21 protein-coding genes and 1 pseudogene are annotated in these 26,472 nt (G+C 28.0%); 10 read left to right on the top strand and 12 right to left on the bottom strand.

Annotated features, from left to right (window positions below):
- The first annotated feature begins 31 nt into the window (after positions 1–31).
- From HLG78_RS03895 to HLG78_RS03885, 3 genes are all read left to right on the top strand, one after another.
- Complete coding sequence (locus HLG78_RS03895; RefSeq protein WP_231176307.1) at positions 32–1,951, top strand: M23 family metallopeptidase; 1,920 nt, start codon at positions 32–34, stop codon at positions 1,949–1,951.
- Between the two features lie 18 nt (positions 1,952–1,969).
- The gene (locus HLG78_RS03890) at positions 1,970–2,830 is read left to right on the top strand and encodes a HemK family protein methyltransferase (RefSeq protein WP_231176306.1); all 861 of its coding nucleotides are present in this window, start codon (positions 1,970–1,972) and stop codon (positions 2,828–2,830) included.
- Positions 2,831–2,906: 76 nt separating this feature from the next.
- A complete protein-coding gene (locus tag HLG78_RS03885; RefSeq protein ID WP_231176305.1) occupies positions 2,907–3,149 on the top strand; it encodes a hypothetical protein in 243 nt (80 codons plus the stop codon).
- Positions 3,150–3,285: 136 nt separating this feature from the next.
- Here HLG78_RS03885 and HLG78_RS03880 read toward each other — a convergent pair whose 3' ends face one another.
- The 4 genes from HLG78_RS03880 to HLG78_RS03865 all read right to left on the bottom strand — a co-directional run bounded on the left by HLG78_RS03880 (position 3,286) and on the right by HLG78_RS03865 (position 8,616).
- Positions 3,286–3,909 carry a hypothetical protein gene (locus HLG78_RS03880; protein ID WP_231176304.1) on the bottom strand — a complete coding sequence of 208 codons (624 nt, stop codon included), beginning with the start codon at positions 3,907–3,909 and terminating at the stop codon, positions 3,286–3,288.
- Complete coding sequence (locus tag HLG78_RS03875) at positions 3,909–4,553, bottom strand: RNA polymerase sigma factor (RefSeq protein ID WP_231176303.1); 645 nt, start codon at positions 4,551–4,553, stop codon at positions 3,909–3,911. Before HLG78_RS03875 ends, HLG78_RS03880 begins: the two co-directional genes overlap by 1 nt.
- Positions 4,554–4,644: 91 nt before the next feature.
- Entirely contained in the window at positions 4,645–7,098 is a 2,454-nt protein-coding gene (locus HLG78_RS03870) for a type IV secretory system conjugative DNA transfer family protein (RefSeq protein WP_231176302.1), read from the bottom strand.
- Between the two features lie 147 nt (positions 7,099–7,245).
- Positions 7,246–8,616 carry a hypothetical protein gene (locus tag HLG78_RS03865; RefSeq protein WP_231176301.1) on the bottom strand — a complete coding sequence of 457 codons (1,371 nt, stop codon included), beginning with the start codon at positions 8,614–8,616 and terminating at the stop codon, positions 7,246–7,248.
- A gap of 313 nt (positions 8,617–8,929) precedes the next feature.
- Between HLG78_RS03865 and HLG78_RS03860 the strand changes: the two genes are divergently transcribed.
- A complete protein-coding gene (locus tag HLG78_RS03860) occupies positions 8,930–9,631 on the top strand; it encodes a hypothetical protein (RefSeq protein WP_231176300.1) in 702 nt (233 codons plus the stop codon).
- A gap of 70 nt (positions 9,632–9,701) precedes the next feature.
- On the opposite strand, the gene HLG78_RS03855 is transcribed toward HLG78_RS03860, so the two are convergent.
- From HLG78_RS03855 to HLG78_RS03835, 5 genes are all read right to left on the bottom strand, one after another.
- A complete protein-coding gene (locus tag HLG78_RS03855) occupies positions 9,702–10,274 on the bottom strand; it encodes a gamma-glutamylcyclotransferase family protein (RefSeq protein ID WP_231176299.1) in 573 nt (190 codons plus the stop codon).
- A gap of 2 nt (positions 10,275–10,276) precedes the next feature.
- Positions 10,277–10,867, bottom strand: a complete 591-nt coding sequence (locus HLG78_RS03850; protein ID WP_231176298.1) for a 5' nucleotidase, NT5C type — start codon at positions 10,865–10,867, stop codon at positions 10,277–10,279.
- Between the two features lie 23 nt (positions 10,868–10,890).
- Positions 10,891–12,498: a lysine--tRNA ligase gene (lysS, locus tag HLG78_RS03845; RefSeq protein WP_231176297.1), complete on the bottom strand. Its 1,608-nt coding sequence runs from the start codon at positions 12,496–12,498 to the stop codon at positions 10,891–10,893.
- A 45-nt stretch (positions 12,499–12,543) separates the two neighbouring features.
- On the bottom strand, positions 12,544–13,950 hold the full coding sequence (locus HLG78_RS03840; protein WP_231176296.1) for a C39 family peptidase: 1,407 nt from the start codon (positions 13,948–13,950) through the stop codon (positions 12,544–12,546).
- Positions 13,951–14,080: 130 nt separating this feature from the next.
- On the bottom strand, positions 14,081–14,566 hold the full coding sequence (locus HLG78_RS03835) for a hypothetical protein (protein ID WP_231176295.1): 486 nt from the start codon (positions 14,564–14,566) through the stop codon (positions 14,081–14,083).
- A 254-nt stretch (positions 14,567–14,820) separates the two neighbouring features.
- Between HLG78_RS03835 and HLG78_RS03830 the strand changes: the two genes are divergently transcribed.
- Positions 14,821–16,422, top strand: coding sequence for a DEAD/DEAH box helicase (locus tag HLG78_RS03830; protein ID WP_231176294.1), 1,602 nt, complete (start codon positions 14,821–14,823; stop codon positions 16,420–16,422).
- A 500-nt stretch (positions 16,423–16,922) separates the two neighbouring features.
- Here the strand turns inward: HLG78_RS03830 and HLG78_RS03825 are convergent, their stop codons facing one another.
- Both HLG78_RS03825 and HLG78_RS03820 read right to left on the bottom strand, forming a co-directional pair.
- Positions 16,923–17,660, bottom strand: a complete 738-nt coding sequence (locus HLG78_RS03825) for a hypothetical protein (protein ID WP_231176293.1) — start codon at positions 17,658–17,660, stop codon at positions 16,923–16,925.
- 102 nt (positions 17,661–17,762) lie between these two features.
- A complete protein-coding gene (locus HLG78_RS03820) occupies positions 17,763–20,648 on the bottom strand; it encodes a hypothetical protein (RefSeq protein WP_231176292.1) in 2,886 nt (961 codons plus the stop codon).
- A 134-nt stretch (positions 20,649–20,782) separates the two neighbouring features.
- Between HLG78_RS03820 and HLG78_RS03815 the strand changes: the two genes are divergently transcribed.
- Entirely contained in the window at positions 20,783–21,571 is a 789-nt protein-coding gene (locus HLG78_RS03815; protein ID WP_231176132.1) for an integrase core domain-containing protein, read from the top strand.
- A 54-nt stretch (positions 21,572–21,625) separates the two neighbouring features.
- Complete coding sequence (locus HLG78_RS03810; protein ID WP_231176291.1) at positions 21,626–22,384, top strand: urease accessory protein UreH domain-containing protein; 759 nt, start codon at positions 21,626–21,628, stop codon at positions 22,382–22,384.
- Between the two features lie 111 nt (positions 22,385–22,495).
- Here HLG78_RS03810 and HLG78_RS03805 read toward each other — a convergent pair whose 3' ends face one another.
- On the bottom strand, positions 22,496–23,236 hold the full coding sequence (locus HLG78_RS03805) for a tetratricopeptide repeat protein (protein ID WP_231176290.1): 741 nt from the start codon (positions 23,234–23,236) through the stop codon (positions 22,496–22,498).
- A 598-nt stretch (positions 23,237–23,834) separates the two neighbouring features.
- Here HLG78_RS03805 and HLG78_RS03800 point away from each other — a divergent pair.
- The 3 genes and pseudogenes from HLG78_RS03800 to HLG78_RS03790 all read left to right on the top strand — a co-directional run.
- Positions 23,835–24,086 carry an integrase core domain-containing protein gene (locus tag HLG78_RS03800; RefSeq protein WP_231176289.1) on the top strand — a complete coding sequence of 84 codons (252 nt, stop codon included), beginning with the start codon at positions 23,835–23,837 and terminating at the stop codon, positions 24,084–24,086.
- A gap of 46 nt (positions 24,087–24,132) precedes the next feature.
- Entirely contained in the window at positions 24,133–24,843 is a 711-nt protein-coding gene (locus HLG78_RS03795; RefSeq protein WP_231176288.1) for a cation transporter, read from the top strand.
- A 29-nt stretch (positions 24,844–24,872) separates the two neighbouring features.
- Positions 24,873–26,369: pseudogene (locus HLG78_RS03790) on the top strand (heavy metal translocating P-type ATPase); the annotation flags it as partial.
- Between the last annotated feature and the right edge of the window lie 103 nt (positions 26,370–26,472).

The following is a 26,472-nucleotide window of genomic DNA, read 5'->3' as shown; positions in this document are numbered from 1 at the left end:
ATAAATTACTTTTAACCCAAACACAAAAATAATGACAAAAACTAAATTTTTTCTAGTATTGTTTGTATTTTTGATAACAACATTTTTTGCAAAAGCCTGGCAGTACCCTTTACAAGAAGTATCTGTACCAGATGTAGATTGTAAATTTCAACCATGGTCCCAACATTCAAGTGATTGTAAAACCAACCTACCAGTAATTGAAAATCATGATTATCAAAGATATAAAGACGACATGGATTATCGTTTGATATATTCTGTGCTTTGGTGAGCCACTTATAGATGATGATGGGATGTTGGTTATTGATGACACAGTGGTGTTGATATAGCTACTGCACAATGAACACCTTTATATAGCATAAATGATTGAACAGTAGAAGTTGCAAGTCACCTACCTTGATGGTGAAATACAGTAGTAATAAGACACGATTTTGAGTGAGGACATATTAGAAGTGTTTATGCACACATGCATGAAATAAATGTAAACAACTGACAACAAGTATCTTCTTGAGAACGTATCGGAACTGTAGGTAATACCTGAACAAGTCGGTGAAATCATGTGCATTTTCAGATAGATATAAACCAAGACTGACAAAATCCTTGGTATTATTCAAACTGCTGATGAGGAAGCGCCACTATTGTAAATGAATGAAGGTGTAGAGATCAACTGCTTGCCAATACTGTTGATCCTATTAGATTTTTAGAAACCAATTGAGCATCACTAAAACTTCCTGATACCGAAGAAGAAAGAGAACAAATAGCAAAAGAAGAACAAGAAAGACAAGAAGAAGATAGTATTTCAGAAGATGAAATCCAAACAAGAGAGACTATAATGCTTAGCGAACTTGAACTATTCCTTGCAAGATACAATTTTGACACAACATCAAATATTCCTTGAAACACTATGGATGTATGAGATGAATGAAGTATCACACTAACTGCAGAACATAGATGAAGACCATTCAATTGAAGTTTACCAATGTCACTTGAGGCAGAATACGATGAAGATATCATAAGTGTTTCTCCAAGAACACTGATAGCAATAAATGATTGACAAAGAGATATTAATATACAAGCTGTTTCCCCATGAAGCACAAATCTTATACTAAAAATTAGATGAAAAATTATAGCAAACTACTCGATAAGAGTTGTAGACGATGACACAACAATCGAGGCAGAAAATGCAAGAATATACAACCTACAACCAAACAGAGTTGGATGACAAAACCGATGAATTTTTGTAGCCCAAGATGAAAATCGCAACAATATTATTAGGACACCTTATGAATGAAACATTACACTAACTACCAACAACAATGCAAAAATATGTTCTCCAGAAATAACATCCAGATCAGAAGTTAGCAAAACAAATAACTTTGAATGTTGACCAGATGATCTAAAAGATGAAATAAGTTTTTCTTATTTTGACACACTTGAAGGATTGTACCTATTCAAAATTGTTCCTACCAACAATTGATCTATAACAATACAAGCCAAAAAAGATTGAGAAGAAATATGACAAAGCATGCCCAAAAACTCTCAATTCCCTTCAGACATATCAAATTCACAATACCAATCAGACATAAGAAGATGACTTACAAAACAATTTTTTGATAATCATTCTACCAACAATTTTGCTCCATCTTTTATTATCAGAGAAAGAGATGCAAAAAATTGGATATACAAAACATTTTATCCTTTTGCCGAAGAAAGAAGCTGATCTGCTATGTGACTTTCAAGACTTGAATTTATGGAACTACTAAATGATATGCTAGGAATTAAGTCTAATTCAGAAAACAACTTCCGGGATGTTTCTTGAGAACAGGCAGAATATGCAAACATTCTTTTGGATTATTGAATTCATCTTGATGATTACTTCCCAAGATACTTCCAGCCAGACAAGCAACTAACAAGAGAAGAAGCAGCTCATATATTAAACACTTTAAGAAGATAAAATTATCCAACAAAAAAGATGAAAATAATTGACTTATTATCAAACAAACAATTCAAAAACAAAAAAGTAATAGAAAAACTAATATGTAGTAATTTATGAATTACAAAAGAAACACTATTTTTGAAATACGAACAAGATATTTCTGATAACATAGTAGAGAAAATAAATCAACAATATCAAAAACATCAACAAGAAAATATGCCACTGGAATACATACTTGGCTATGTAGAGTTTTTTTGATTAAGATTTGAAGTAAATGATAAAACTTTGATACCCCGCCCTGAGACAGAATACATGATACAATCAATCAATGAGTTTATCCAGCAAAATCCACAAAAATATAACATAATAGATGTATGAACATGATGTTGAGTATTATGAATTAGTACAGCATATCACAACAAAGACCATATCAACAAATTATTGCTTATGGATATTAGTGAAGATGCTTTGATCATTGCACAAAAAAATCAACAAAATATTATACCCCAACAATCCAAAAACATACAAATAAAAGAAAGCAACTTACTGGAAAAGTTTTTACTAAATATCTGAGAATACCAAAATTCTCAAAATATCATAATATGAAACCTACCCTACATCCCAGATGAAACCTTTGAAAATGAAGTAGAAGAAAACGTAAAAGAATGGGAACCCAAAATTGCTTTTGTATGATGAGATGATTGATTAGATTTGTACAGAAAAATGTTTGATCAGATAATTTTTCAAGAAGAAAACTTTGAGTTTACTATGTTTTTGGAAATGATGAAAGATCAAGTTGAGATACTTGAAAATGAGTATCAAAAATATTTTAGTTTCAAAGTACTAAAAACTTTTCACTTCAATATCAAAATTTTGAAAGTTTCAAAAAAACAGTAAAAGCCAGCTTGAAATATAATACAAAATAATTAAACTAACGGTTACTTTACCAAATTTAACAACTTAAACAACAAAAATGGCAGAGAAAATATTCTTTTGAAATGTGAAAGAAATGACAAACGAATACTGAACTATGTACAGTATATGAATAAGCAAAGATGACCTAAATAAACTTGTGTTCAATGATAAATGATGGGCAAATGTTAGCTTGAAAAAATCTAGTAAATGAAATTGGTATATGGAAATATACAATCCTCAAAACCAATCAAACAATGAATCTTCAAACATCCAAGAAGAAGACGAAGAATTACCATTCTAAATCAGAGAGCACTTACAAACTATTAAAATATTTTAAAAAATTAAACTCCTACAGTATTGCCTTTTTTATTTCTTTTAAGAAAAAAGAAGAGTGCATATGCCAAAAGAACCAAACTACTATTAAATTGGTTCTTTTTTTAAAACCAAATAAATATAATCCAATAAAACACAAACAAATCTATCAAAAATCACAAAATCAATAATAAATACCAATACCATTTTCTTTCCTCCAAAATTTTGAGAAAATACACAACAAGCAATATATTAATAAACACCAAAACAGCAAAAACAATCCGTTTTTGAGTAAATCATTTTTGTAAATTTTCAGTAACATGAGCATAAGCATAATCATACCAAGTTTCTTTTGACACTTCATCTGAGACTTCCTCATCAAGCACCATCATGTCAGCTGTCTCATCATGACCTGCTTCAGGCTGCTCTTGCTCTACCTGCATTGCTCACATATCATCTTGAGGTTGCGAATCAGGTTCATCTTCTTGAATATGCATCATTCTTGCTCATTCCTTTGTCTCCCCAGTATCATCTTCTTGTGCATCCTGAATTAGAAAATTCAAAAATACAAATCAAAAAACAAACACCAAAAAAACAGGTACAACTACCTTAGAGTAATATCAAAATCTTCCAATTAGGCTTTTTTGATAAAATAGTTTATTGTTTATTTTGTTTTTTAACTGCTCCCCTCCCTTGGGAACAAAATAATTTTGAGAAGAGAACAGATCAGACAGTTTGATTTTTTTCATTACATAAGGTCAAATTCTAAAGCTTGCTCTAGTTTTGGGTTGGACTGAATTATCTTTTTTAATTTTTGCTTTGCTCTATATATACAGGTTCACACATAAGACGTACTCTCTCAAAAAATATATGCTATATCCTCATAACTTTTTTCTTCAAAGTAAAATAAAATTATAGCTTGTTTTTGCTTATCATTTAACTCCTTCAATAAACTGTATATTAAACTTTTCTTGTATTCTTTATCCAAAAGATTGTTATCTTCTTTTGATTCAATCTGAATATCTTCTATATTATAAACTTCTCACTTACCTTCTTTCCTAATATAATCAATACAATAATTATAAGCTATCCTATAAAGCCATGGTTGAAATTTTTTTGATTTATCGAACTTATCAAGTTTTTTCCATACATGTAGGAATATCTCTTGAGTAACTTCTTCAGCCAAGTCTTTTGAAAAATTAAAATGATAATATGTATACCTAAAGATTTTGTCTGTATATTTTTCTATAATTATCTGGAAATCATCCTTGTATCAATTCAAAACATTTTCTATTATATCATTATCTTCGGTTGAAAATGTATATCATTTCTGATTTGAGTTTTCTACAAATAGTATTCTAAGAGGATTTAAAAGTTGTACTACAGTATACATAGAAGTTTTTAGTAAAAATAAATAAGTATTTAACACCCCAAAACCCAAAAGGGCACAATATAATACGAAATTTCATCTCAAAAATCACACCTTATGCTCATACTCTATAATATACCTCTTTTTCAACAAGTTCTTTTTTCCTTCACCATTTCAAAGCTGATATTTCTTTGATAACATCTCTTTTTTCTTCGTTATTTATGTATGGTGTATAAGGATTTTCTGCTGCTATTGAAAAAGGCTTTGTTGGCTGAGAGTCTACTGACAATCTCATAACTCACTTAAATTTGTCCATATTTACTAAGTCAGATTTACTAAATTCTGGAGAATAAAGTCTTTCCAAAAATTCTGCATCTTCAGGTCAAACCTTGTATGCCATAATACTTCATACATTACCAAATATAGCTTTTGACAAATCAAGGTCTCATCATAATCAATGAGTCTTTAGCTGATCTATATACTGATGAGCAACTGCTAATCCAAGTTTATATTTTCTTGCCTCAGAAAGTATACTTTCTATAGATTGACTTACATAATTTTGAAACTCATCTATATAAAGATAAAAGGGCTGCCTCTTCTCTGCAGGCATATTAGCTCTTCTTAATGCTGCAACTTTTATTTGAGTAGTTAGTATTCTTCATATCAACTCACTGTTGATTTCTCAAACCAATCACTTACTAAGATTTACTAGTATTACTTTTCATTCTTGCATTGCATCAAACATATTGAAAGAAGAAGTTGTTTGTCATATTATATTTCTAATAATTGGTGTAGTTGTAAACTGCCCAAATTTAGCCTGGAAAAATGGAATAGCTTCTGCTTTTTCTCTGTCTCACATAGCAGCATAAGTTTTTTCCCACCAACTTCTCACAACAGGATTTCTAAGATGTTTAAGTTTGGCTTTTTGGAAAGCCTCATCTGCAAACAATCTAACTATCTCCACCAAGGTTCATCAATCAGGTTGGTCCATAAGAGTAAGAGCCCCATTTCTGAAATAATCCTGAAGTCTTGGACCAAAAATTTCATGTCAATAAAGCTGTATAAACATATCTACCAAATCATTCGTTACCACATCCTTTTCCTCTTCCGTTTCTGCTTCAAATGCATTTAATCACATAGGATATTCAAAATTTGATGCATCAAAATATATTAAATCATTTATTCTTTCTTTTGGAAAATATCAAAGTAAGTCTTCACAAAAATCACCATGTGGATCTATAAAACAAAATCATCTTCAGTTTTGTAGATCATCTTTTGCTTGATTCAAAAGCATGGTTGTCTTACCAGTACCAGTTTGTCAAATACAATAAAAATGTCTAAACCTGTCTTCAGCAGACAGCCTTACTTCTTTTTTCTGTCATGCAAACAAATTGTGACCCAGCAAAATTCAGTCTTTTGGAAGACCATCAGGAGCTGCAACTATCTTATAGTTTTGCCATTTTATTCTTGAGTTCTTGTTGTATCTACTATGAGGTAAATGATACAATGAAGCAACTTCTTTTTTGCTTAGTCTTTGTCATAAATTGGGATTTTTTATATTTTTATATGAAAAATATCAATCTATTGGTAGCCTTAAAGATACATCTTTACAAAAACTTTCAAAATCCTTCATTTTTGAAAACTTGATCTTGTTTAATCATACAAGATGATATTGAGATATGGATCTTTCTAAATCTTTAAGTATTTTTTGGGGTCTATCCTGATTAACACTTGTTGCAATAGCTCTTATTTGTACTCTAAACATTTCTGACTCGGCTTTTTTATCTATTTCAGAAGAAAGATTTCAAGAATATTTTTCTTTTTTATCATCAGAAGAATCATCTTTTCATTCACCCTCAAAATTAAAAAGATTTACTATTATGGACTTCAAAAAAGCCCAAATACCTCATCAATCATCTTTTTTCTCACTTTCTATACTTTTTTTGAAATCAGATTGCTCTTTCTCTCACATAGGAGTAGTTATCACTTGCAACAAAAGTTTTTCATCCCGATTTGGCATAGAAAAAGTTGATAATATACTATCCATTGGATCAGCTTCTAGATTTTCATAAGTTTGTATAGGTAGCTCATCTTTTTTGGCTAAACTAAAATATCATCAATCTGCAAACTTTCATCATTCAAGTATATTTGGTTGAGAAATATAGTCTATTACTGCTCATGCGTAAAATGATGATATCAACTTTTCAAATGTTTCAATATGATCTTTTGGAACTCATAAAGCAAATTTTACAACCTCTTTTTCTACATATATTTCCAAACTTATATATTTTTGTCAGTAAAATTTGGCTTTATAACTATCATCATGCATAGATGATAAACTATTTAAAAACTGAGTCATTATCTCTATATTTTGTTTCATTGATTGTACATTGTCTTGACTTTGATCAGAATCTGCATCTCTACGAGGGATCTTTACCTGAAGAAATCTTAGTTCCTCTGCTTTTTTTTCTAGATTTTTTTTGTAATAGTAAAAATGTATTCATTTTCAAATAAAATATAACAAAAAACAAAGAAACAAAACCACCAACAGCCCAATCAAGAAATTCATACAAATAATATTTTTATTTTCCTAAATTGTTTTTAATAACACTACAAAGCCTTTTTTTGTATTTTTGTAATTTAGTGTAATTTATAATCTTTTTTAAGATACACTAAATGTCTGAATACATTGTAATTATTTTTAATTTTTTTTCAATTATTTATTTTTTTGAATGTTTGATACAAGAATTTTTTCTAGCTTATGCATATCTATTTCAAATCAGTTAGGCAACCATTTTGACAACTCATTCCAATGCATAGTTCAACTAACATTGGATATGCTTTGATTTCTAAACTTATCTATTTTCAAATTTGTATAGTCTTGAATAACTTTTATAAAAATTTGATACTTTTCTTTTTCAGAAAAGTTAACTCAATTTTCTAAATTGTGTTTTTGATATATCTTTTCTACCAAATTCCATAAAAATGTAGAATTTGTAATTGATTGTTTTTTTCATTCAAAAAACATTTTATTTGATTTATCTTTTTGTTGTTTGTTATCATATTTTTGAATCTGATCTGAAATAAGGTTATAATGATATTGTTTTTGAGTATTTTCTATATAATTTGTATTTATTGTATCATTAAGTTTTGAGTCTGAAAAACTTTTGGGATTTGAAACATCCATAGATCCCAAACTAGACAAAACATCAACTGTATTTGAAGCAGACATAATGTTCACAAATCAACTCATCTTTTCATATCATCTTTTATATGAATCAAAATCTGTAAGAAAAATTGAAGACAAGAAAAACACAACCAAGCTTGTTCATGCTATAGTATTTATTCATATATTGAAATTTATCCTATAATCAGTTTTTGAATAAATATCCACTAAAAGTTTATAAAACATTCATCACACCAAAACCAACAAAGATACAAAAACCCCAAATGGTAGAAAAATACTAGCTAAAATCACAAAAAATGGCAAAGTTATGAACCAAAATCACCAAATCTTAAACTTTCACCATTTATCATCAAAAACAAAACACTCCAGTTTATTAAAAAAATCATACAATCTTTGATATTCATCAAAACTATTTGATAATCAAAATAAAAAAACTATTTTAATTTTTTGCCAAGAATCTTGATCAAGACTTTTTATAGATTTTGCAAGATTATTTATAAAAACTGGTTCCCATATATATCTAAAAGAATAATTGTCAAACATACAAATAAAATCCTTTATTTTCTCAAGATTTTCAATAGACTTTTTGGAATAATAATAATTTATATCTTCTGATATCAAAAAAGATGTTTCCAAATAGTTATTAAAATCTGTTATATACTCTTGAGATAAAGTTCAATACAACATTATATCATTTTGATAAGAAAATTGTTTTTTAGTTTTTGCTGAAATCTCAAATGATTTTACAACATCAAATCATACTCAAATAAAATTTATTATAGAATGCTTATTTTTATTGAGATTTTTTCCAAACTGCCAAAAATTCTTACAATGAAAAATTCATGAAAATAACTTGTCTGGATTAAACTTATTAATAAGTAGTTTTTCTTTTTGTTTCATCTTTTTTATTTTTGTTTTAAATGGCTAGATAAAATTATATCTATTTATATCAAAATTGTCAAAAAAGCATTGAAAATATTATAAATATCAGTAAAAAATTCCTTGTTGCTTTATAGGATGGAAGCAGCAGAAAGCATGTATCTCTCCTCCATGCTTTCTAAAACAACAACTTAGCCAGCATCTGGCAAATTAGCCCACCCAGAACAAAGGGTGGTTTTTTTGTGGAAAATAAATCACAATTTGAAGTTATACTTGAAATAATTATTTTTCTTCTTAAAATTTCTATAATTTTATATATTAAACTACAATTAAGATGAAAAAAACAACAATTATTATATTATCACTTATGTGATTATTTTGAGTTAGTTTTGCTAACACAGCAGACTTAGAAGATACTGAAGCCTCTACAGGTACCAATACAGAAGTGGAAATCAACACACCAAACATTCAATCTAATGGAGACAACTCAATAAACTCAGAACAAGAACTGGAAGATCAAAAAGATAATAATAGATGATGAATTGGTGACAGAGTAAGAGAAATTGCTAGAGATAGCTCACAAAGAATGAGTGACAAAGTCCATCAAATAAGGGAAGAGACATGAACCGGAGAAATTCCAGAAAATCTTGAAGAACAAATAAAAGACAGGATATGAGAAGCTAAAGAAAAAGATAAAAATATGAGAACACAACTTCAAGAAAGAACTGAAAGACTATCACAAAGACACAGAGAACAAGTTGAAACCGCAAGAAATACATTCAATCAACAAGTTGAAAATCTTGTTTCATGAATGGAGGAAGAAGAAAAAACCAAATGGGTCAAAGAAAGAATTGATAGAATAGAAAATGCTATTGAAAGATTTGAAAATCATTCTAGAATAAGTGATGATCAAAGAGAAAAAGTTATTTCACTACTAGAAAATATTTATACTGACCTCAAAGATAAACTAAACTGAGAAGAAAAAGATGATGAAATAGATCTTGAATGAATTATGGAAGATATAATATGAAGTTAATAAAAATACTAACTGCTAATATATGCTAAATTATATAAACAATATTTTTTATCAAAAAAACCCGCTGAATCTATTCAGACGGGTTTTTTTGTGATTGGAACCTATTTTGTAAGTTCAAAATATCCTGAAACAATTTATTATTATGTATGTACTCCTCTAATGTTTTTTCTCATATAAAAGTTGTTTGATAAAAATTTTTTGCAAAACTTTCTCAAATACTAGAGGCTCAAGCAACACATAAAGATAAATACTCTCTTTGCTTAGGTGAATTTTTTAAAAAACCATACTTTTTATGTCATTTCCTATAAAAAACATATGCATTATCAATAAATTCTCAAAACTGATTATAAACTTCTATTTGTTTCATTATATATGATTTTTCTCTCTCTTTTAGATATCAAAACTCCTTCTCTGATACCTCAAACAAAACTCATCACATGAAAGATTCATAATCTACCTCAAAAATATTTAAAGCAGATGTATACTTACCACAAATACTACAAAATCTATTTGATGCTTTTATATCAAATATTCTATTGTATCAGTATATATATCATACCTTCAAATCAAATGCATTTGGTGCAGTCTTTCTAAGTGAGTCCTCATTGATTAACGACCCAAATCAAAATACTTTTATTCACATAATTAAAGCATTTCTAAACTAAATTCATTCCAACTAGCTATTCTTTTTATAAGTCAAGTATTTTCAGTTTGATTAGCATTCCAAGGCTTTTCCAACAAGAAAGTTTTTACTCAAACCGAAGCAACATCAAAAGCATACTCAAAATTATCTTCAAACATATAATCAGCTCATATCTTCTTGATAACTTCAGACTTTTTGATCTGATTGTCTCAGAAACTATTTGTAAAATACACATCACTTATTAAAGATGGTAAATTTTTATCAAGCCATTCATAAGTTCTATCTTTTAGGAAATCTCTTCTAGCTGTAACAACATTCAAGGTATATCAAGCTGATTTCAGTTCTTTCAATTTTTCATAAGCTCAGTCTACAGGCTTGATTTCTTTGGCTTTTTCTGATAAAAGAAAATCACCAAAAAAGTCTACAGCTTCTTGCTGCATTCACTCAAACTCTTTCATTCTGAAAATATAATAATCATTAATTTGCTCTTTTCTAATAGGAATTCAACATATTTTATAATCATTTGCCTTAAGAGCATGTTCTACAGTTTCTGAAAGCACTTCATCCAAGTCTATTCAAATTATTTTTCTCATTATTCAATAAACAATTAAAACAATTATTCTTTTTGTTGAGAGTCTTCACCATAAGATTTCATCAATGGGAAAAGCACAACATCCCTAATGTTATCTTCTCATAAAATCAAACCTAATATTCTATCAATTCACATACCCCAACCAGACTGTGGAGGCATTCAATATTCCATAGCCAACACAAACTCATCATCAGAAGCTGTAGCTTCTTCATCTCATTTTGCAGCAGCTTTTGCTTGCTCCTCAAAATTATTTGCTTGTTCTATTGGATCAACCAACTCACTATATGATTTTACAACCTCCCAACCATTTATTACCAGTTGGAATTGTTCAACCTTTTTAGAATCATTATCACTAGTTCTTGCCAAAGGCTGCATAGTTTTTGGATAATTATATACAAATGCTGGTCAAACTATACTAGGTCTTAAAACTTTTTTATAAAGATAGTCTATTAAAGTTGCAAGTCACATCTCATCCATACCAGCAAACTCTACACCTGCTTTTTTGATGTCTTCTCTAAGTTTTTCTTCATCACCTTGTTGATAGTTACTTATTTGGATACCACATGCATTTTTAATTCATTGGATGTAATCTACCCTTTCCCAAGGAGTTGAGAAATCTACTTTTTGAGGTTGTCAACTTTTATCTTTGATTTCAATCTGTTTTGGCAAGTTCAACTGTTCAAAAAGATAATCAAAAAGTTCTTCTGTAAACTTCATATTATCTTCAAAATTCCAGTATACTGCATAATGCTCCAAAGAAGTGAATTCTTGAATATGAGAAGGATCACTTCACTCATTCCTAAACTGTTTTCATATCTCAAAAACCTTTTCAAATCTTCCCACAGTTGCTTTTTTCAATGATGTTTCAGGCGATATTCTTAGATAAAATTCTTGATCAAAATCGTTATGATAAGTTATGAAAGGTTTAGCAGCTGCACCACTTGCTGCATTTCACATTACAGGTGTTTCCAACTCGATAAATCATTTTTCATGATAAAAATCTCTTAATGCTTTTATAAAGTTACTTCTAAATATAAATTTTTCATAACTATCATCATTTGCAATCAAATCCAAATATCTTTGTCTGTAAATCAGCTCTTCATCCTTGATTCAATGCCATTTTTCTGGAAGTGGTCTTATAGATTTTGATAATATTTGAAAATTATTTAGGAAAATAGTAAGTTCTCCATGATTTGTATAAAAAAGTTCTCATTCTACTCAAATATAGTCTCAAGTATCTACAAGTTTTTCTGCAATTTTGTATGCAGTTTTTTCTTCTCACTCTACTTCAAAATTTTCTACAATACTTTCTCAAGTATTAAATTTTACTTGATCTTTTACAAAACATACTTGAATTGTAGAAGTATTGTCTTGTATTTTTGCAAAAGCCAATTTTCCATGACTGTGATATGCTATCATCCTACCTGCAGTTTTTATATTATTTTTAGCTCATCTTTGCATAAGATCTTTTGCTTCACCAACTCAAAAAGTGTTTTCATTTTCTTTGATATAAGAAATATCATAAGTTTTATTGTATTTGTTGGCATAGACTATCAATCAAGAATTTTGAAGTTTTTTTATTTTTTGAATTCTATCCAAAGACTCATTACTATACTGCATTATCATACTCATAAAATATCTAAAAAAACATAATATTTTATAAGGATTTTCAAGCCCTTATCAAGGATTTTTTTGGATTATTTCCTTTATTTTATTGTAGATAAACTCTTGATATTGCCATGATTCATTATCGTATCAAGTTTCTATATTAAAATACCTAATTCAGTTTTGAATTGCAAAATCAGACAAAGATCAGTCTCATTCCACATTTGACTGAAAAACAACATTTATTCAATAAGATTTCAACTCATTAAAATCTTCCATACTTGTTACCAACACAAAACAATTCAATGGGAAACGCTCTGACACAAAACAAAACTGCTTTGAAAAATCTTTTTTAACATTCATAAGTCTATTATTATGAATTGAAACCAAAGGCTTTGTAAGATCAAACTTTGATAATACATACTCTCTAATATTTCACAACACCTCCAAAACCTTTTTGATATCATCTGACATCTCATTACTTGAAAAAATTTGTTGACATAACTGTTCAATATCTTGTATGTTTGATGGAATTATATGCTTATTGAGAGTAAGAACAGACTTCAAAGCTCAGTAATCAGAAAAAATTCTGTTGGGGTCTACTCTTAGTAAAGTATCATTAATACGGAACCTAATTGATCTTTCATGATTTTGCGTCAACTTGACTTTGTCAACCTCTAATAGATCAATAAATTTATAGGCTGATGTTTCATCATGATGTATTCATACAACTGTATGAGAAGAATTTGGATATTCTTCTTTTTCTGCTAAAAATGGAGAACTAACAAGTAATTCTTCATCAGGCTTTTCTGATATCATAAAAACTGAACCATTAAATTTTTCTAAAAATGCATTTATATCTACCTCATAAGGTTGTACTGCATATGGATCGTTCAAAATCAGTATTCACCTATCCAAATCATATCATATCACTGCAACTATATGAGAATATTTTGAATCTTTATCCAAACTACCACGGAAATTCACCGACATACCAACAAAATAATTTTCTTCTATTGCACCTGTTAGATCAGATAAAAATTGATTTTTTTCTTTTGAAAATCTTTTATAAAATCAATACAAACCTTGCTCTCTAGCAATTTGCAAAAGTCAATAATGCAACCATCAGTTTTCTTTTGAAAAAAATGGATATTGTTTTTCTTGTCATCAGTAAAAATCAAAAAAAGCATAATACCTTTGACTATCTTGATTAACATTTGATATATCATATCTATTTTCTCAATAAAAATAATTTATTCACATCAACAAAAACTGATAACCACAAATTGATTTTTCCCAAATTTGTGCTTCCTCTGGAGACAACCCCTGTTGTTCCAGATAAGCTTTCCTTTGACAAAGGTGAGTAGCTTGTTGTCTAATATAATTGGACCTACTAAGCAGATCACAAGTTCTGCTAGTTAAAGATAATCATTTTTTGGGAGGTTGATAATGTCAATTTATTTTTTCTATACTAGACATAATTTTTTGATAATTTATAAAATCTTATGAAAAACTATTTTATTTAATAACAATTTGAATCCCAAATTCAATACACTTTATATTATTAAATTTCAAACAAAAAATCTATTTTATACAAATAAACCAGCAATTAATCCATGGCTTCTTCTATGATAGATTCAAGATTATTAATTGATTTTTCATCATAACTTTCATCAACTTGATCCAAAATTTGATAAAAATTTTCTATATTTTTCTCTTCATCAAAGCTGATTCAATCCAATTTTTTTGAAATATCTTTTTCCATTTTGATAAGGTCGTACATATTAAGCTCATCATCGTAATCTATTCAATCAATCTCTTTTGCCAACTGTTTTTCTATCTTTGTAAATGTATTGTAGGCACCTACTCAAGAAGAAGTTTTTTCTTGCATTTCTTCTTTTTCTTCAGAGCTTTTTGCCCAAAAAGATCATTCATCTATAGATTCTTGCAAATTGCCCCACTGTTCATTGAAAGTATTTCCAACAAACTGCAAATGCTCATCAATATTTAGTTTTTCAACATACTCTCCTACCTTACCTTCCGAAAAAGACAAGAAAACTACAAAAATTACTCATATCAAAATAAATTTCATCATATTTATTATCAGTATAAATATACAATTATAACACAAAACAAACAATAAATCAATATTATAATATTAAAACTTCATTGCATTTTTTCAAAAAAACATTATAATGAGTTAATTCTTTTCAAAAACAAGAAGTAATCAAAACAACTTTCAATCAAAAGGAGTAAAAGCATAGCAAAAACAAAATTTCTCCTAATTTAGAAATTTTTGGTTACAAAAATGTTTTTGTGAGAGTGCTTTTAGATAAATTACAAAAAACAATGACAGAATTTACAAAATTTTGATTTAGCCAGGAAACTCTGGATATTTTAGCAAAAAAGTGATTTGAATCACCTTCAAAAATACAAGAAAAATCTTTCCCTATACTTATGCAAACTGAAAAAGATATGGTATGACAAAGTCAAACATGAAGCTGAAAAACAGCAGCTTTTTGACTACCCTTGATAGAAAAGATACTACAAGAAAAAAGAAGCAAACACATAAAAGCCATAATTCTTTGTCCTTCAAGAGAACTTGCTATACAAGTAGGTCAAGAACTTGAATCGTTTGTTTGAAAAAGAGACCTAAGTGTTTTTACTATATATTGATGACAATCATACATAAAAGAGAAAAGAAAAATCAAATCTTGAATTGATATTTTGGTAGGTACACCTTGAAGAATAATCGATCATTTAGACAACAAAGTGTTGGATTTTTCAAACATAGATTATTTTGTGTTGGATGAAGCTGATGAGATGCTAAATATGTGATTCATAGACGATATCTATCAGATACTTGAAACAACTCCTCAAGAAAAAAGAACAATACTTTTTTCTGCAACAATGCCAAATGCTATAATAAAAATAGTAGAAAACTTCATGAAAGAATACGAACTTATTAAAATCAAATCCAATACTCTAACAAGTGATACTGTAAATCAGTATTATTACACTATACAAAAAAAAGATAAACCTGAGTTACTTTATAGACTACTTGATATTCAAAACGAATTTTACTGAATTGTATTTTGTAGAACCAAAGCAGACGTAGATGAGCTTACCAAACTATTAAAACAAAAATGATACAATGCTGACTGTATACATTGAGATATATCACAAAATCAAAGAGAAAAAGTAATATCCAGCTTCAAAAAATGATTTGTAAAAACTTTGATTGCTACAGATGTTGCTGCAAGAGGGCTGGATGTAAAATGACTTACACATGTAATAAACTTTTCTATACCTGAAAACACAGAAGATTATACTCATAGAATTTGAAGAACCTGAAGAGCTGGTAAATCTTGAACTGCAATAACTTTTGTAGAATCAAATGAAATATGAAGAATCAAAAGTATACAAAAAAAGATAAAAACCAATATCGAAGAGTGTCAAATACCTACTCCACAAGATATTATAAATCTGCAAAAAGAAAACCTAAAAGAAAAAGTTTGAATTGCTATAGACAATCACGAATTTGAAGACAATAAAGATCTTGCAAATGAATTATTGAAACTGGATAAACCAGAAACTGTAATATCTGCTCTTTTAAATATCACATTCAAAGAAAAGTTTTCTACCAAAAGATATTCAAACATATCCAAACCAAATACAAAGACAGTACAACAAAATACAAATGATGAAGCAAAACTATTTGTTGCTATATGAAAAAACAGTTGAATGGACAAAAAGGAGCTGATACAATACCTAAGTGATATTTCTTGAGTTGATCAACAAGATATAAACGATTTGAGAATGTTGAATGACTTTAGTTTTATTAATGTTATTCAAGAAGATGCTAAAAAGTTAATAAAATCTTTTTATAAAAAATGAAAAAACTGAAGACCACTTATATCAAAAGCCAAGGAAAACAGAAAAAACAAATAGTTTTTTAATACATTTTTTTAGTATAAACAAGATATAGTTTGTCTAAGAAATTGTATTTAAAATTATATAAATAAATTTAATTTGATATTAAATTTATTTTCTTAATAGAAACAGCATGTGTACAGATAATTATATTAAAATTATTGCTTGAATAATGATTGTGACAACTTCTTTACTAGGATTATTACATCATGAATATTGGATTTTTGCTACAATATTTATAGGGGCAAACCTTTTTCAGTTTGGAATTACATGATTTTGCCCTCTTGAAAGCATACTAAAAAAGTTTGGTATAAAACCATGTAATAACTAATTAATATATTCAACAAATAATGCAATTGTTTCCTTAAAAATACTATAATCTTTGTTTTTTTAGTACTTTTTTCATAAAATCCAACAAAATCAATATAAAAACTATTGATTTTTATATTAATTAGAAGAAATTATTAGAACCTACTTAAAAAGTCTCAAGTTAATACTATTCAAACTACTAGTAACATCTACAAATCCTTTTTATTTATCAAAGTATAAGGTATACTGACCAATCAGGCTTTCTTTGTGCACTTTTCTATTTTTTCCAAAAAATCATCAAATTCCAATCTAGAAGCAAAAACCTGACACCCTGCCGAATAGTTTCAGACTTTTATTGCCTTTCACAAATAAGAGGCTCTATGAATATTGATTTCTGTTCAGAATCAATTTTTTTCAAATTTAAGTTCTCAGCTTCTATTATTTTCCCTGTATACAGGGATTTCATCTATATTTTGAATCAAGGCCTTGTGTGATGAGTTAAGATTATTTATAGTTTCTTCTAGTTTATTGGCCATAAAACTATTAGACAAATATATTTTTCTCTCAAAAGGCTTCAAAAAAATCGATAATAAGTATTTATAAAAGATTTTATTTATTCTTTTGGAGATTGCTTGTTTGTGAATTCATAAGCGGTATAAATCTAAGTACTGTCATTCTTTTAATACTGCAGTTCATTCAGTATTTGGAGGATTTTTCAGGTAATACATACCTGGCAAAGTTGTTATACTATATTCTTGATAACTTGGCTGAGAGTTTTCATCAAAATAAAATAGTATTAAAACATCATCAAAGCAATCTATATTTTGTATATCTCTGACTCAAATTATGTTTGGTATATATTTTTGAGTAAATATTTTATAGCCTTTCTTATCTAAAACATTCATCAGAATATCTAGATTGTACTTGTTCTTTGTTTGTTCCAACATAATGTCTGAGTTGAGATAAAATTTCTAACTAAACTATACAGAAGTTTTCAAAGTTATGCAAATTTATATATTTCGTAGCAAAAAAACAATAGTATATCCATTCTAATTTTCTTTAACCACTTTAATTCAATCATCATACCATTTGTCACACTCTATTTTTTTAACTCTCCTACTACTTCAGTTTAGCTGCAATCATAGTTTTTCTGATAGTTCTTTGATATATTTATCAAAATAATTATCTATAGAAGCAGATACATTTCAGTTATAATACATTTTATATCTACTTATTTTATTATCATTTCATATAGTTACCAAGCATCTTCATAAAATATTATAATTTTCATCTTTAACATAAAAAACTGCTTTGTTTACATCTATGGTATTAGATATCACCGAATAATAATTTCCCAAACCCCTATTAAAAGATAGACAACTTCCTTCTACCCGATTTCACATCATTAATGAGTTCAAAGGATCTAGTTCTCTTTCAATTATTATCTTATTTGCTTCTTTGGATTTCTTTCATTTAAACAATTCTTCTATTTCCCTTATTTGTAATTCCAAATCATCAAATAAATCTTCCTCACTAGAAGCTTCTTTTATTTGTTTTTTAGATTTCTTTATTTCGGAATTAAAATAATTTACCAAATTTCAGGAAGAGTCAAATTCTACTTCAAAATCAAATCACAAGCTGTTAATTTCATTGATTTTTCTTATTGCAACCTCAAAATGATGATCGATACGACTTTCTATATTTTCTGCCTGATTGTCTTCATCTCAGAGAACATTTATTATCTTGGTATTCCTAGAAAGCCATATTTTTTGTTGTTTTTTGTTCAAATGTTTTCTAAGCCATTTTTTATTTCTCTTGGTATCATATTGATTAAGTTTTCAGTCTTCTAAATTATCAAACTTTCATTTAAAATAATCTATAAGAAGTTTATTAATTTGTTTTTTATTTATTTGAGTAGAAAGTGCCATTTTGTAACTTTCCTTAAACTCTTGCCTATCTATTTTTTCAATGTCTATATCACCAATACTTATATGTTCTCAAAGTTCTTTCTTTATGTTTGAAGCAATTTTTATTTTTCTTTTCCTGTAATATGTATTAATAAAATACTCTATTAGATTTTCCATCAGAAGTTTTTCTAGTCATTTTATATTTCAATTTGCCAACAAGTTATCAAACTCCCTCAGTTTCTTCTGTACAAGCTTGTCTTTTAGCTGATTTAGTCTCACTATTTTTTCAAAATTTTCTCTAAGCTTGCTTTGCTTTATTTCCTGATTTTCATCTCTAAAATCATCCAAAGTTTTAAAATTATCTATGTTTGGACCTACTCAAAAATATTCTTTATCCCTGAGCAGTTGAAGTATTTTTAACAATGATTTCTGTTTATTTTCTAAACAATAAATTAGTAATTTTTCTAAATTTTCTGAATCAGGGATATATGCATCAAAAAATAATCTTATATTTTGTTTACTTCTTAATAATCTTTTATCCAAAAAAGATACAATTTTTTGTTTGCTTATATTTTCTTGATTTAAGTTTATTTTGGACTGAGAATGATAATTTTCTAGGAATAGCTTTAAATTTTCATTTTGACACAACTTTTCTATATCCTTAATAGTTGCACACAACCCAAGCAACAATCTAAAATGTTCTGGTGTAAGACATTTTAAAATACTAACTACATGATTGCATCCTCAAATTTCATTGAGTTCGTCCAAATTATCACAAAATTGTAGTAAATAATCTAAGTTTTCCTTTTTTGCAGAATACAAAACATTTGTTATATTTTCTTTTCCAAAAACCTTCTCAACATCATTTTGAGTTTTGATACCATAGTATTTTAGTACATTATAAAGATTGTTATATTTAGATTTTTTCAAGAAGTTTCTAATATCATTGTTTTCACAAAATTCTCTAAAATCTATGGCATTTTGAATATTATATATATAAACCAAATAAAATAAATCTTTTTCTCCAGAATATTTCGTAACCTCTCTTAGAGCTTCACTTTCACATAACCATTCAAACTCTTCTGTTGAACTGATATGTTTTGTCATATAAATCAAACTATATGTTTCTGCGAATTTAACAAGATTAGCAAGATTTTCTTTTTCAAAAAGTTTTTCTAGTTCTTCTTGCTTTTGAATATTATACAACTTTACAATATTTTCTAGATTTTTTCTTTTGACAAATTTTAGTACTTGTATTGTTTTTTCATTTTGAAAAAAAGCTAATAAGTCGTCTTTGCATTCAATTTTGAAAAAATACATTAAGTATTCTAAACTAGATATGTTTAATTCTTTGATAGTATCAATAACTTTTATAGTATTTTCATCTTCATAAAAACTTTTTAAATCATCAAGTGTACAGCACATTCATATCAGTATATCCATTTTATAATGGTTAAAATCTCTTAGCATTCTTGCTGAGTTTTCAGCTTCCAAAAAATTTTTTAATCCTTCAGAATTTTGTATATTAAACTTGTTTATAAATTTTTTGAATCTTCAACTTGGTTCATCTTTTAAAAGACCATATAAATATAGGTCTTCACCAATATCTATAAACTCTTCAATATTATCACATAATTTTATTACAAATTCAAAAACATCCACTTCTGCTTCTGATAAGATTTTAAGTATATTTTTTTTACCAAAAATAAGTTCAAGATCTTGTATATTTGAGCATAATCACAATACCATATCTAAATTTTTATATTTAGATTTTTCATTCTCATGTGTTTTGAATAGTTTGTTTACTCTTGATGTGTTTAATATATCATTATTAAATTTTTGTAAAAATGATATTATATTATCATCTTCAACAAATTGCTCAAAATCATCTGTATCTTCACACAATTCAAGTACTCATTCCAGATTTGTTTCAAAGAAAAACTTTAAAACATTGATTACATTATCTTTTTCAAACAGGCTCTCCAGTTCTTGAGCATTCTGTATGTTATAAAATTTTATTATATTCAAGAAATTTTTTTCTTTTAAGATTTTAATGGCATCTATTGCATTATTTTTTTTAAATATGTTTACTGTAAGATTATATAGCGTTGTTAAAAATAATGTGTATACAAAATACTATTTATTTGATAACAAACTATGTAATGAATATACATAAAAATACAAGACTAACACCACTCCAGAGAAAAGAGGTCTGGGAATACTATAAAAGATGAATGAAGCCTAAGGATTTACATATTAAGTTCAATGTATCATTGCCTACCATATACAAGATAATAAAGAGAGCAAGAACTCAAGAGTTTTTACCAAGAAATTCTATCAATAATAGATTTAGAAACATTAGGCGATGATTACTTAGATTAGCTAAAATAGAATCTAAGATAATAGAAAAGAAAAACAAAGAAGCTAGAAGATACAATAAAAACTACCCTTGAGAAATGATGCATTTTGACACAAAAAAACTACCTCTTATAAGATGAGCAGCAAACAAAAAGTCTGAATACTTATTTGTATGAATAGACGACTATTCTAGAGAACTTTATGTAGCTATAATGCAAGATAAGACACAAGTATCTTCGTCTATGTTTCTTAGACAGGTAATAGATGAATGTCCTTACACTATTGAGTGTGTGTACTCAGATAATTGAGTTGAGTACAAATGAAATGATAAACATGAATTTGTTAAAGAGTGTGTAAAAAGCTGAATAAAGCAAAAATTTACAAAAGTTAGAACACCAAGAACAAATTGAAAAGCAGAGAGGGTTATAAGAACATTAATCGATATGTGGCACAGTAAGGAAGTTTTTAAGTCATCAGAACATAGAAAAATGTCTTTAAAAAGATTTGTAAATCGATATAACACTGTAAAGCCACATAAATGACTAGATAATAAAACTCCTTATGAAGTTATTGAAAAGTTCTATTACTGATAATTTTTTAACAACGCTACCTTTTCTTACATTTGAAGGCTTTTAAGTTTTGCTATATTGGGTGGTTTGCTATGAGTTGTGTGATCTGTGATATGATTTACAAACCTTACATACTCCATAATATACATAATTATTTGATTGATAATACTTCAAATATGAATAAATCTTAGTTGAGTATCTCCCAAATTAAGTGCTTATAGTATTGCAATGCCTAGTTTCCTTTTCAAGAAACTAAGAAGCAAGACTGAAAACTTATGAGAAAAGTTTTATGCAACTGGTATCTGATGAGCAACTTTTTTTGTGCCTTGTGGTTTTAGTATGGCAGCACAGTTGTTTGCTGTTACTACAGGTAGTTTTTGGCAGTGATCCTTGGTGATGTTATCTTTTGTTCTTGGATCTATGATTCCTTTGCTTTGATTTGGAAGTATATCTAGTTTCTTGAAATGAGCTTTTGGTCAAGTAGTTTTTAGAGTAATAGCTGTGTTTTTGGTAGCTATATGAGCTTACAACTTTACTGTTTGATATACTACCTTGAGTTCTTCTATATCTTTTGAAACTTCTGCAGCTGCTGAAGAACAAGGTTATGAGTCTGAATATGAGTCTTTGAAGCTTGCAATAGATGGTATGTTTTGTATATCATGTGTGATGAGAATAGAGTCTAGTTTGAATTCCTTAGATGGAGTGGAATCATCGAATGTGGATTTAGTAAATGAAACCGCAGACGTTGAATATGATCCTGAAATTATATCACCTGATGAAATAACTCAAGCGGATATATTTGATGATGATCTTTATTCTGCTGAAATTATTGATTAATTCAACTAATTCAAGGACGGATCTGAAAGCTCTTCAGATTTCATTAATTTATTATTCACTTGTTTCTAAGCTTGAGTAGTTTATCTTTTAATTTCTTAAATAGCTATAAATTTATTCTTCAGTTTCCTGAATATGTTCAATTTCTTGTTTTAACTGTTTTGCACTCCGATTATTAGGATCTATTTCAAGCACTTTACTAGAATGTTCAAGTGCTTCTTCATGTTTTCACAATTTTTTTAATGCCAGTCATTTTCTAATTAATATGTCCACATCATTAGGCTCTATTTCTAATGCTATGTTATAATATTCTATTGCTTCTTCATACCTTCATAACCTGTATAATGCTAATCATTTATCATTTAAACTAATTGCATCATTAGTTTCTATTTCTAATGCTTTTTCAACATATTCAACTGCTTCTTCATGTCTTCACAATTCTTCTAATAACCATCATTTATTAATTAATATATCCAGATCATTAGGCTTTATTTCTAATGCTTTTTTAGTATATTCAAGTGCTTCTTCATAGTTTCTTGATTGACTTAGTGCTGCTCATTTACTATTTAATATATCCACATTATTAGGTTCTATTTCTAATGCTGTGTTATAATATTCTATTGCTTCTTCATGTCTTCATAATCGAGATAATGCTTTTCATTTATTATTTAAAAATGCTACATTATTAGGTTCTATTTCTAATGCTTTTTTATAGTATTTCATTGCTCCTTGTAAATTTTGTTGATCTTTAAAATGTTCTCATATAAAGTTTAATATAGTTGCTCTTTTAAAGTAGGCTACTAGTCATATTACTAGTAATACTAATATTAGCAAAAGATAAATTTTTTTCATCATTACTTTTTAATAATATAAATAATATTTATTTGATAATATTGTATAAGGTTGTTAAAAATAATTTTTATAATGAATAGTATTTGTTTGACAACCAAATTATATTAATGAACTTACATAAAAATACAAGATTTACACCATTCTAAAGGAAAGAGATATGGAAATTCTATCAAAGATGAATAAAACTAAAAGATCTATGTATCAAATTCAATGTATCTGCTCCTAGTATATATAAGATACTTAAAAGAGCTAGACTAAAAGAATTTGTCCCTAGACAATTCCACTAATAATAGATTTAGAAGCATTAAACGATGATTACTTAGATTGGCTAAAATAGAATATAAGCTATCTTTGATAAATACTTCAATTTGACACAACAAAGCTTCCTCTTATAAAGTGAGTTGAGAATAAAAAATCGGAATACTTGTTTGTATGAGTAGATGATTATTCAATAGAGATTTATGTGGCTATCATGGAAGATATGACACAAGTATTATCAGCTGCGTTCTTGAAATAGGTAATAAATAAGTGTCCATATACAATTGAATGTGTATATTCAGATAGTTGACTAGAATACAAATGAATTAATGAACATTAATTTGTGAAGGACTGTATAGTAAACTGAATAAAACGAAGATTCACAAAAGTTAGAATACCAAGAACAAACTGAGAGGCAGAGAGGGTTATAAGAACTTTAGTGGAGATGTGGCACAACAAGGGAACATTTATGTCATCAGAACATAGAAAAATGTCTTTAAAAAGATTTGTAAATTGATATAATACAGTGAAGCCATATAAATTACTAGATAATAGAACTCCTTACGAGCTTATTCAAAAGTTCTATTATTGATAACTTTTTTTAACAAAGCTACCTTTTCTTAATATATAAACTTTGATTTATGAAAGCTGAATACAAAATAAAATGAATGTCTTGTGCAGGTTGTGCAACAGCACTTCAAAATAGACTGTCCAAAAAAGATTGAATTAATAAAGTCTTTGTAAGTTATGCTAATGAATCTATGCAGATAGAGTATGATGAAAATAGAATCTCTGCTGAAGAAATTCAAAATCTTGTAGAGGATATGTGATATAACATGAAAGAGGATTTTGATAATGAAGAGCAGTTAGTATCTAATGATGAAGAGAAAAAACAGCTTGATTTGTTTTTCAAAAAAGTGGTTGTTGCTTTGATACTTACTGTAGTGGTTGTGTTTTTGGCTATGTGATTGCACATTCCTTGGGTAGAAGAATTTGTAAGACAAATTCCATTGTGGACCAATTATAGTATACAGTTTGTCTTGACTGCTATAGTTATGTTTTGGTCTGGGTTTTATATTTACAAATCTTGTTTTCTTTCTATTATTAGATGAGTGTTCAATATGAATGTGTTGGTAGGAATATGAACTTTGGCTGCTTTTTTGGTATCAATTGCAGGTATACTTTTCCCTTGATTTTTCTTGGAAATTGCAGATGAATTGCCAGTATATTTTGAAGCAGCAGCTGGTATAGCCGCATTTATTATTACAGGTAAGTATCTTGAAGAAAAAGCCAAAAAATCAACTAAATGAGCTGTTAATAAACTTTTGTCTTTGCAAGAAAAAAAGCAATAGTTGTTAGAGACTGAAAAGAAGTTCAAATAGACTCAAAAGAACTACAAAAATCTGATATTGTTGTAATAAAACCTGGTGAAAAAGTGCCGGCAGATTCTCAAATAATTGAGTGAGAATGAAGTTTTGATGAGTCTTCTATTACTTGAGAAAGTATACCTATTCACAAGAGCAAAAATCATAATATTTATGCAGGAAGTATAAATACTACTTGATATATAAAAGCTCAGATAAATACAAGCCCATGAAACTCGGTACTTGATAATATAATCAAGCTTATACAACAAGCACAATGAAAAAAGCCTTCTATACAAAATTTGGCTGATTTGATAAGTTCTTATTTTGTGCCTGTGGTATTGGTGATAGCTGCTGTGACATTTATTGTATGGATGCTTTGGTGACCTCAGCCTCAGTTTAATTATGCTTTACTTACATCTATAAGTGTACTTGTGATTGCTTGTCCATGTGCTATATGACTTGCTACTCCTACAGCAATTACTGTATGACTTTGAAAAACAGCTAGTAATGGAATACTTGTGAAAACTCCAGATGTTTTTGAAAATTTGTGAAATAATACAGATATTGTTTTTGATAAAACATGAACTTTGACAGAGTGAAAATTTGAAGTAGCAGACTTTAAATTTAGTTGAAAGAAATTAGAAAAGCAAAAAGTAGTTTCTTTAATATATGCTTTAGAAAAAAAATCTACCCATCCAATAGCAGAAAGTATTGTGAAATTTATAGAGCAAGAGTATGATTTTGATAATTTGCAAGATGAGATACAAGATTTTAAAAATATTCAAGGTATGGGTATGAAAGCAAAATACAATTGAAAGCAGCTTTTGATATGAAACTTGGAATTTTTGAAACAATCTGGTATAGATGTTTGACAAGATGCATATAATTTGAGAAATTGATGAAGAACTGTAGTTGCATTTGCTTATAATGATGATGTGGAATCTTTGATAGTATTGGAAGACAAAATAAATGAACAAAGCAAGGAGCTTATAGAATTTGTAAAATCAAAGTGAATTAAGACTTGGATTGCTTCATGAGATAATGATGAAGTGGTTCAAAATGTTGCTGATAGATTGTGAGTAGATTTTGCATATTCAAAAATGCTTCCAGATCAAAAATATGATAAAATTGCAAAGCTTCAAAAAGAATGAAAAAAAGTAATGATGGTGGGTGATGGTATAAATGATAGTCCAAGTTTGACCTTGGCAGATATAGGTGTGGCTATGTGAAGCTGAAGTGATATAGCTTTGACAAGTGGAGATGTTGTGCTTTTGTGAAATAATGTTTGAAAAATTAAAAAGCTTTTTGAAGATGGTAAGAAAACTCTTAGAGTGATTTATCAAAACTTCTTTTGGGCATTTTTGTACAATATTATTTTGATACCAGTGGCAGGAGGAGTTATTTATCCAATATGGTGAGTGATACTAAATCCTTTGTTTGCTTGACTGGCTATGGCTTTATCTAGTATTAGTGTTGTTTTAAACTCTTTGAGATTAAAAATTATGAAATAGTAATAAAGTTTTATGTAAATATATAATATGTTCTTTTGACTCTTTTGCAACCACAATGCTTTTTTATAATTTGACATTTATGCATAATATTTGTATATTAATT

It is taken from the genome of Candidatus Absconditicoccus praedator (assembly GCF_021057185.1).
Classification (GTDB): Bacteria; Patescibacteriota; Gracilibacteria; order Absconditabacterales; family Absconditicoccaceae; genus Absconditicoccus; species Absconditicoccus praedator.
Note: the sequence above shows the minus strand (reverse complement) of the source record. Positions and strands in the feature narration are given on the sequence as shown.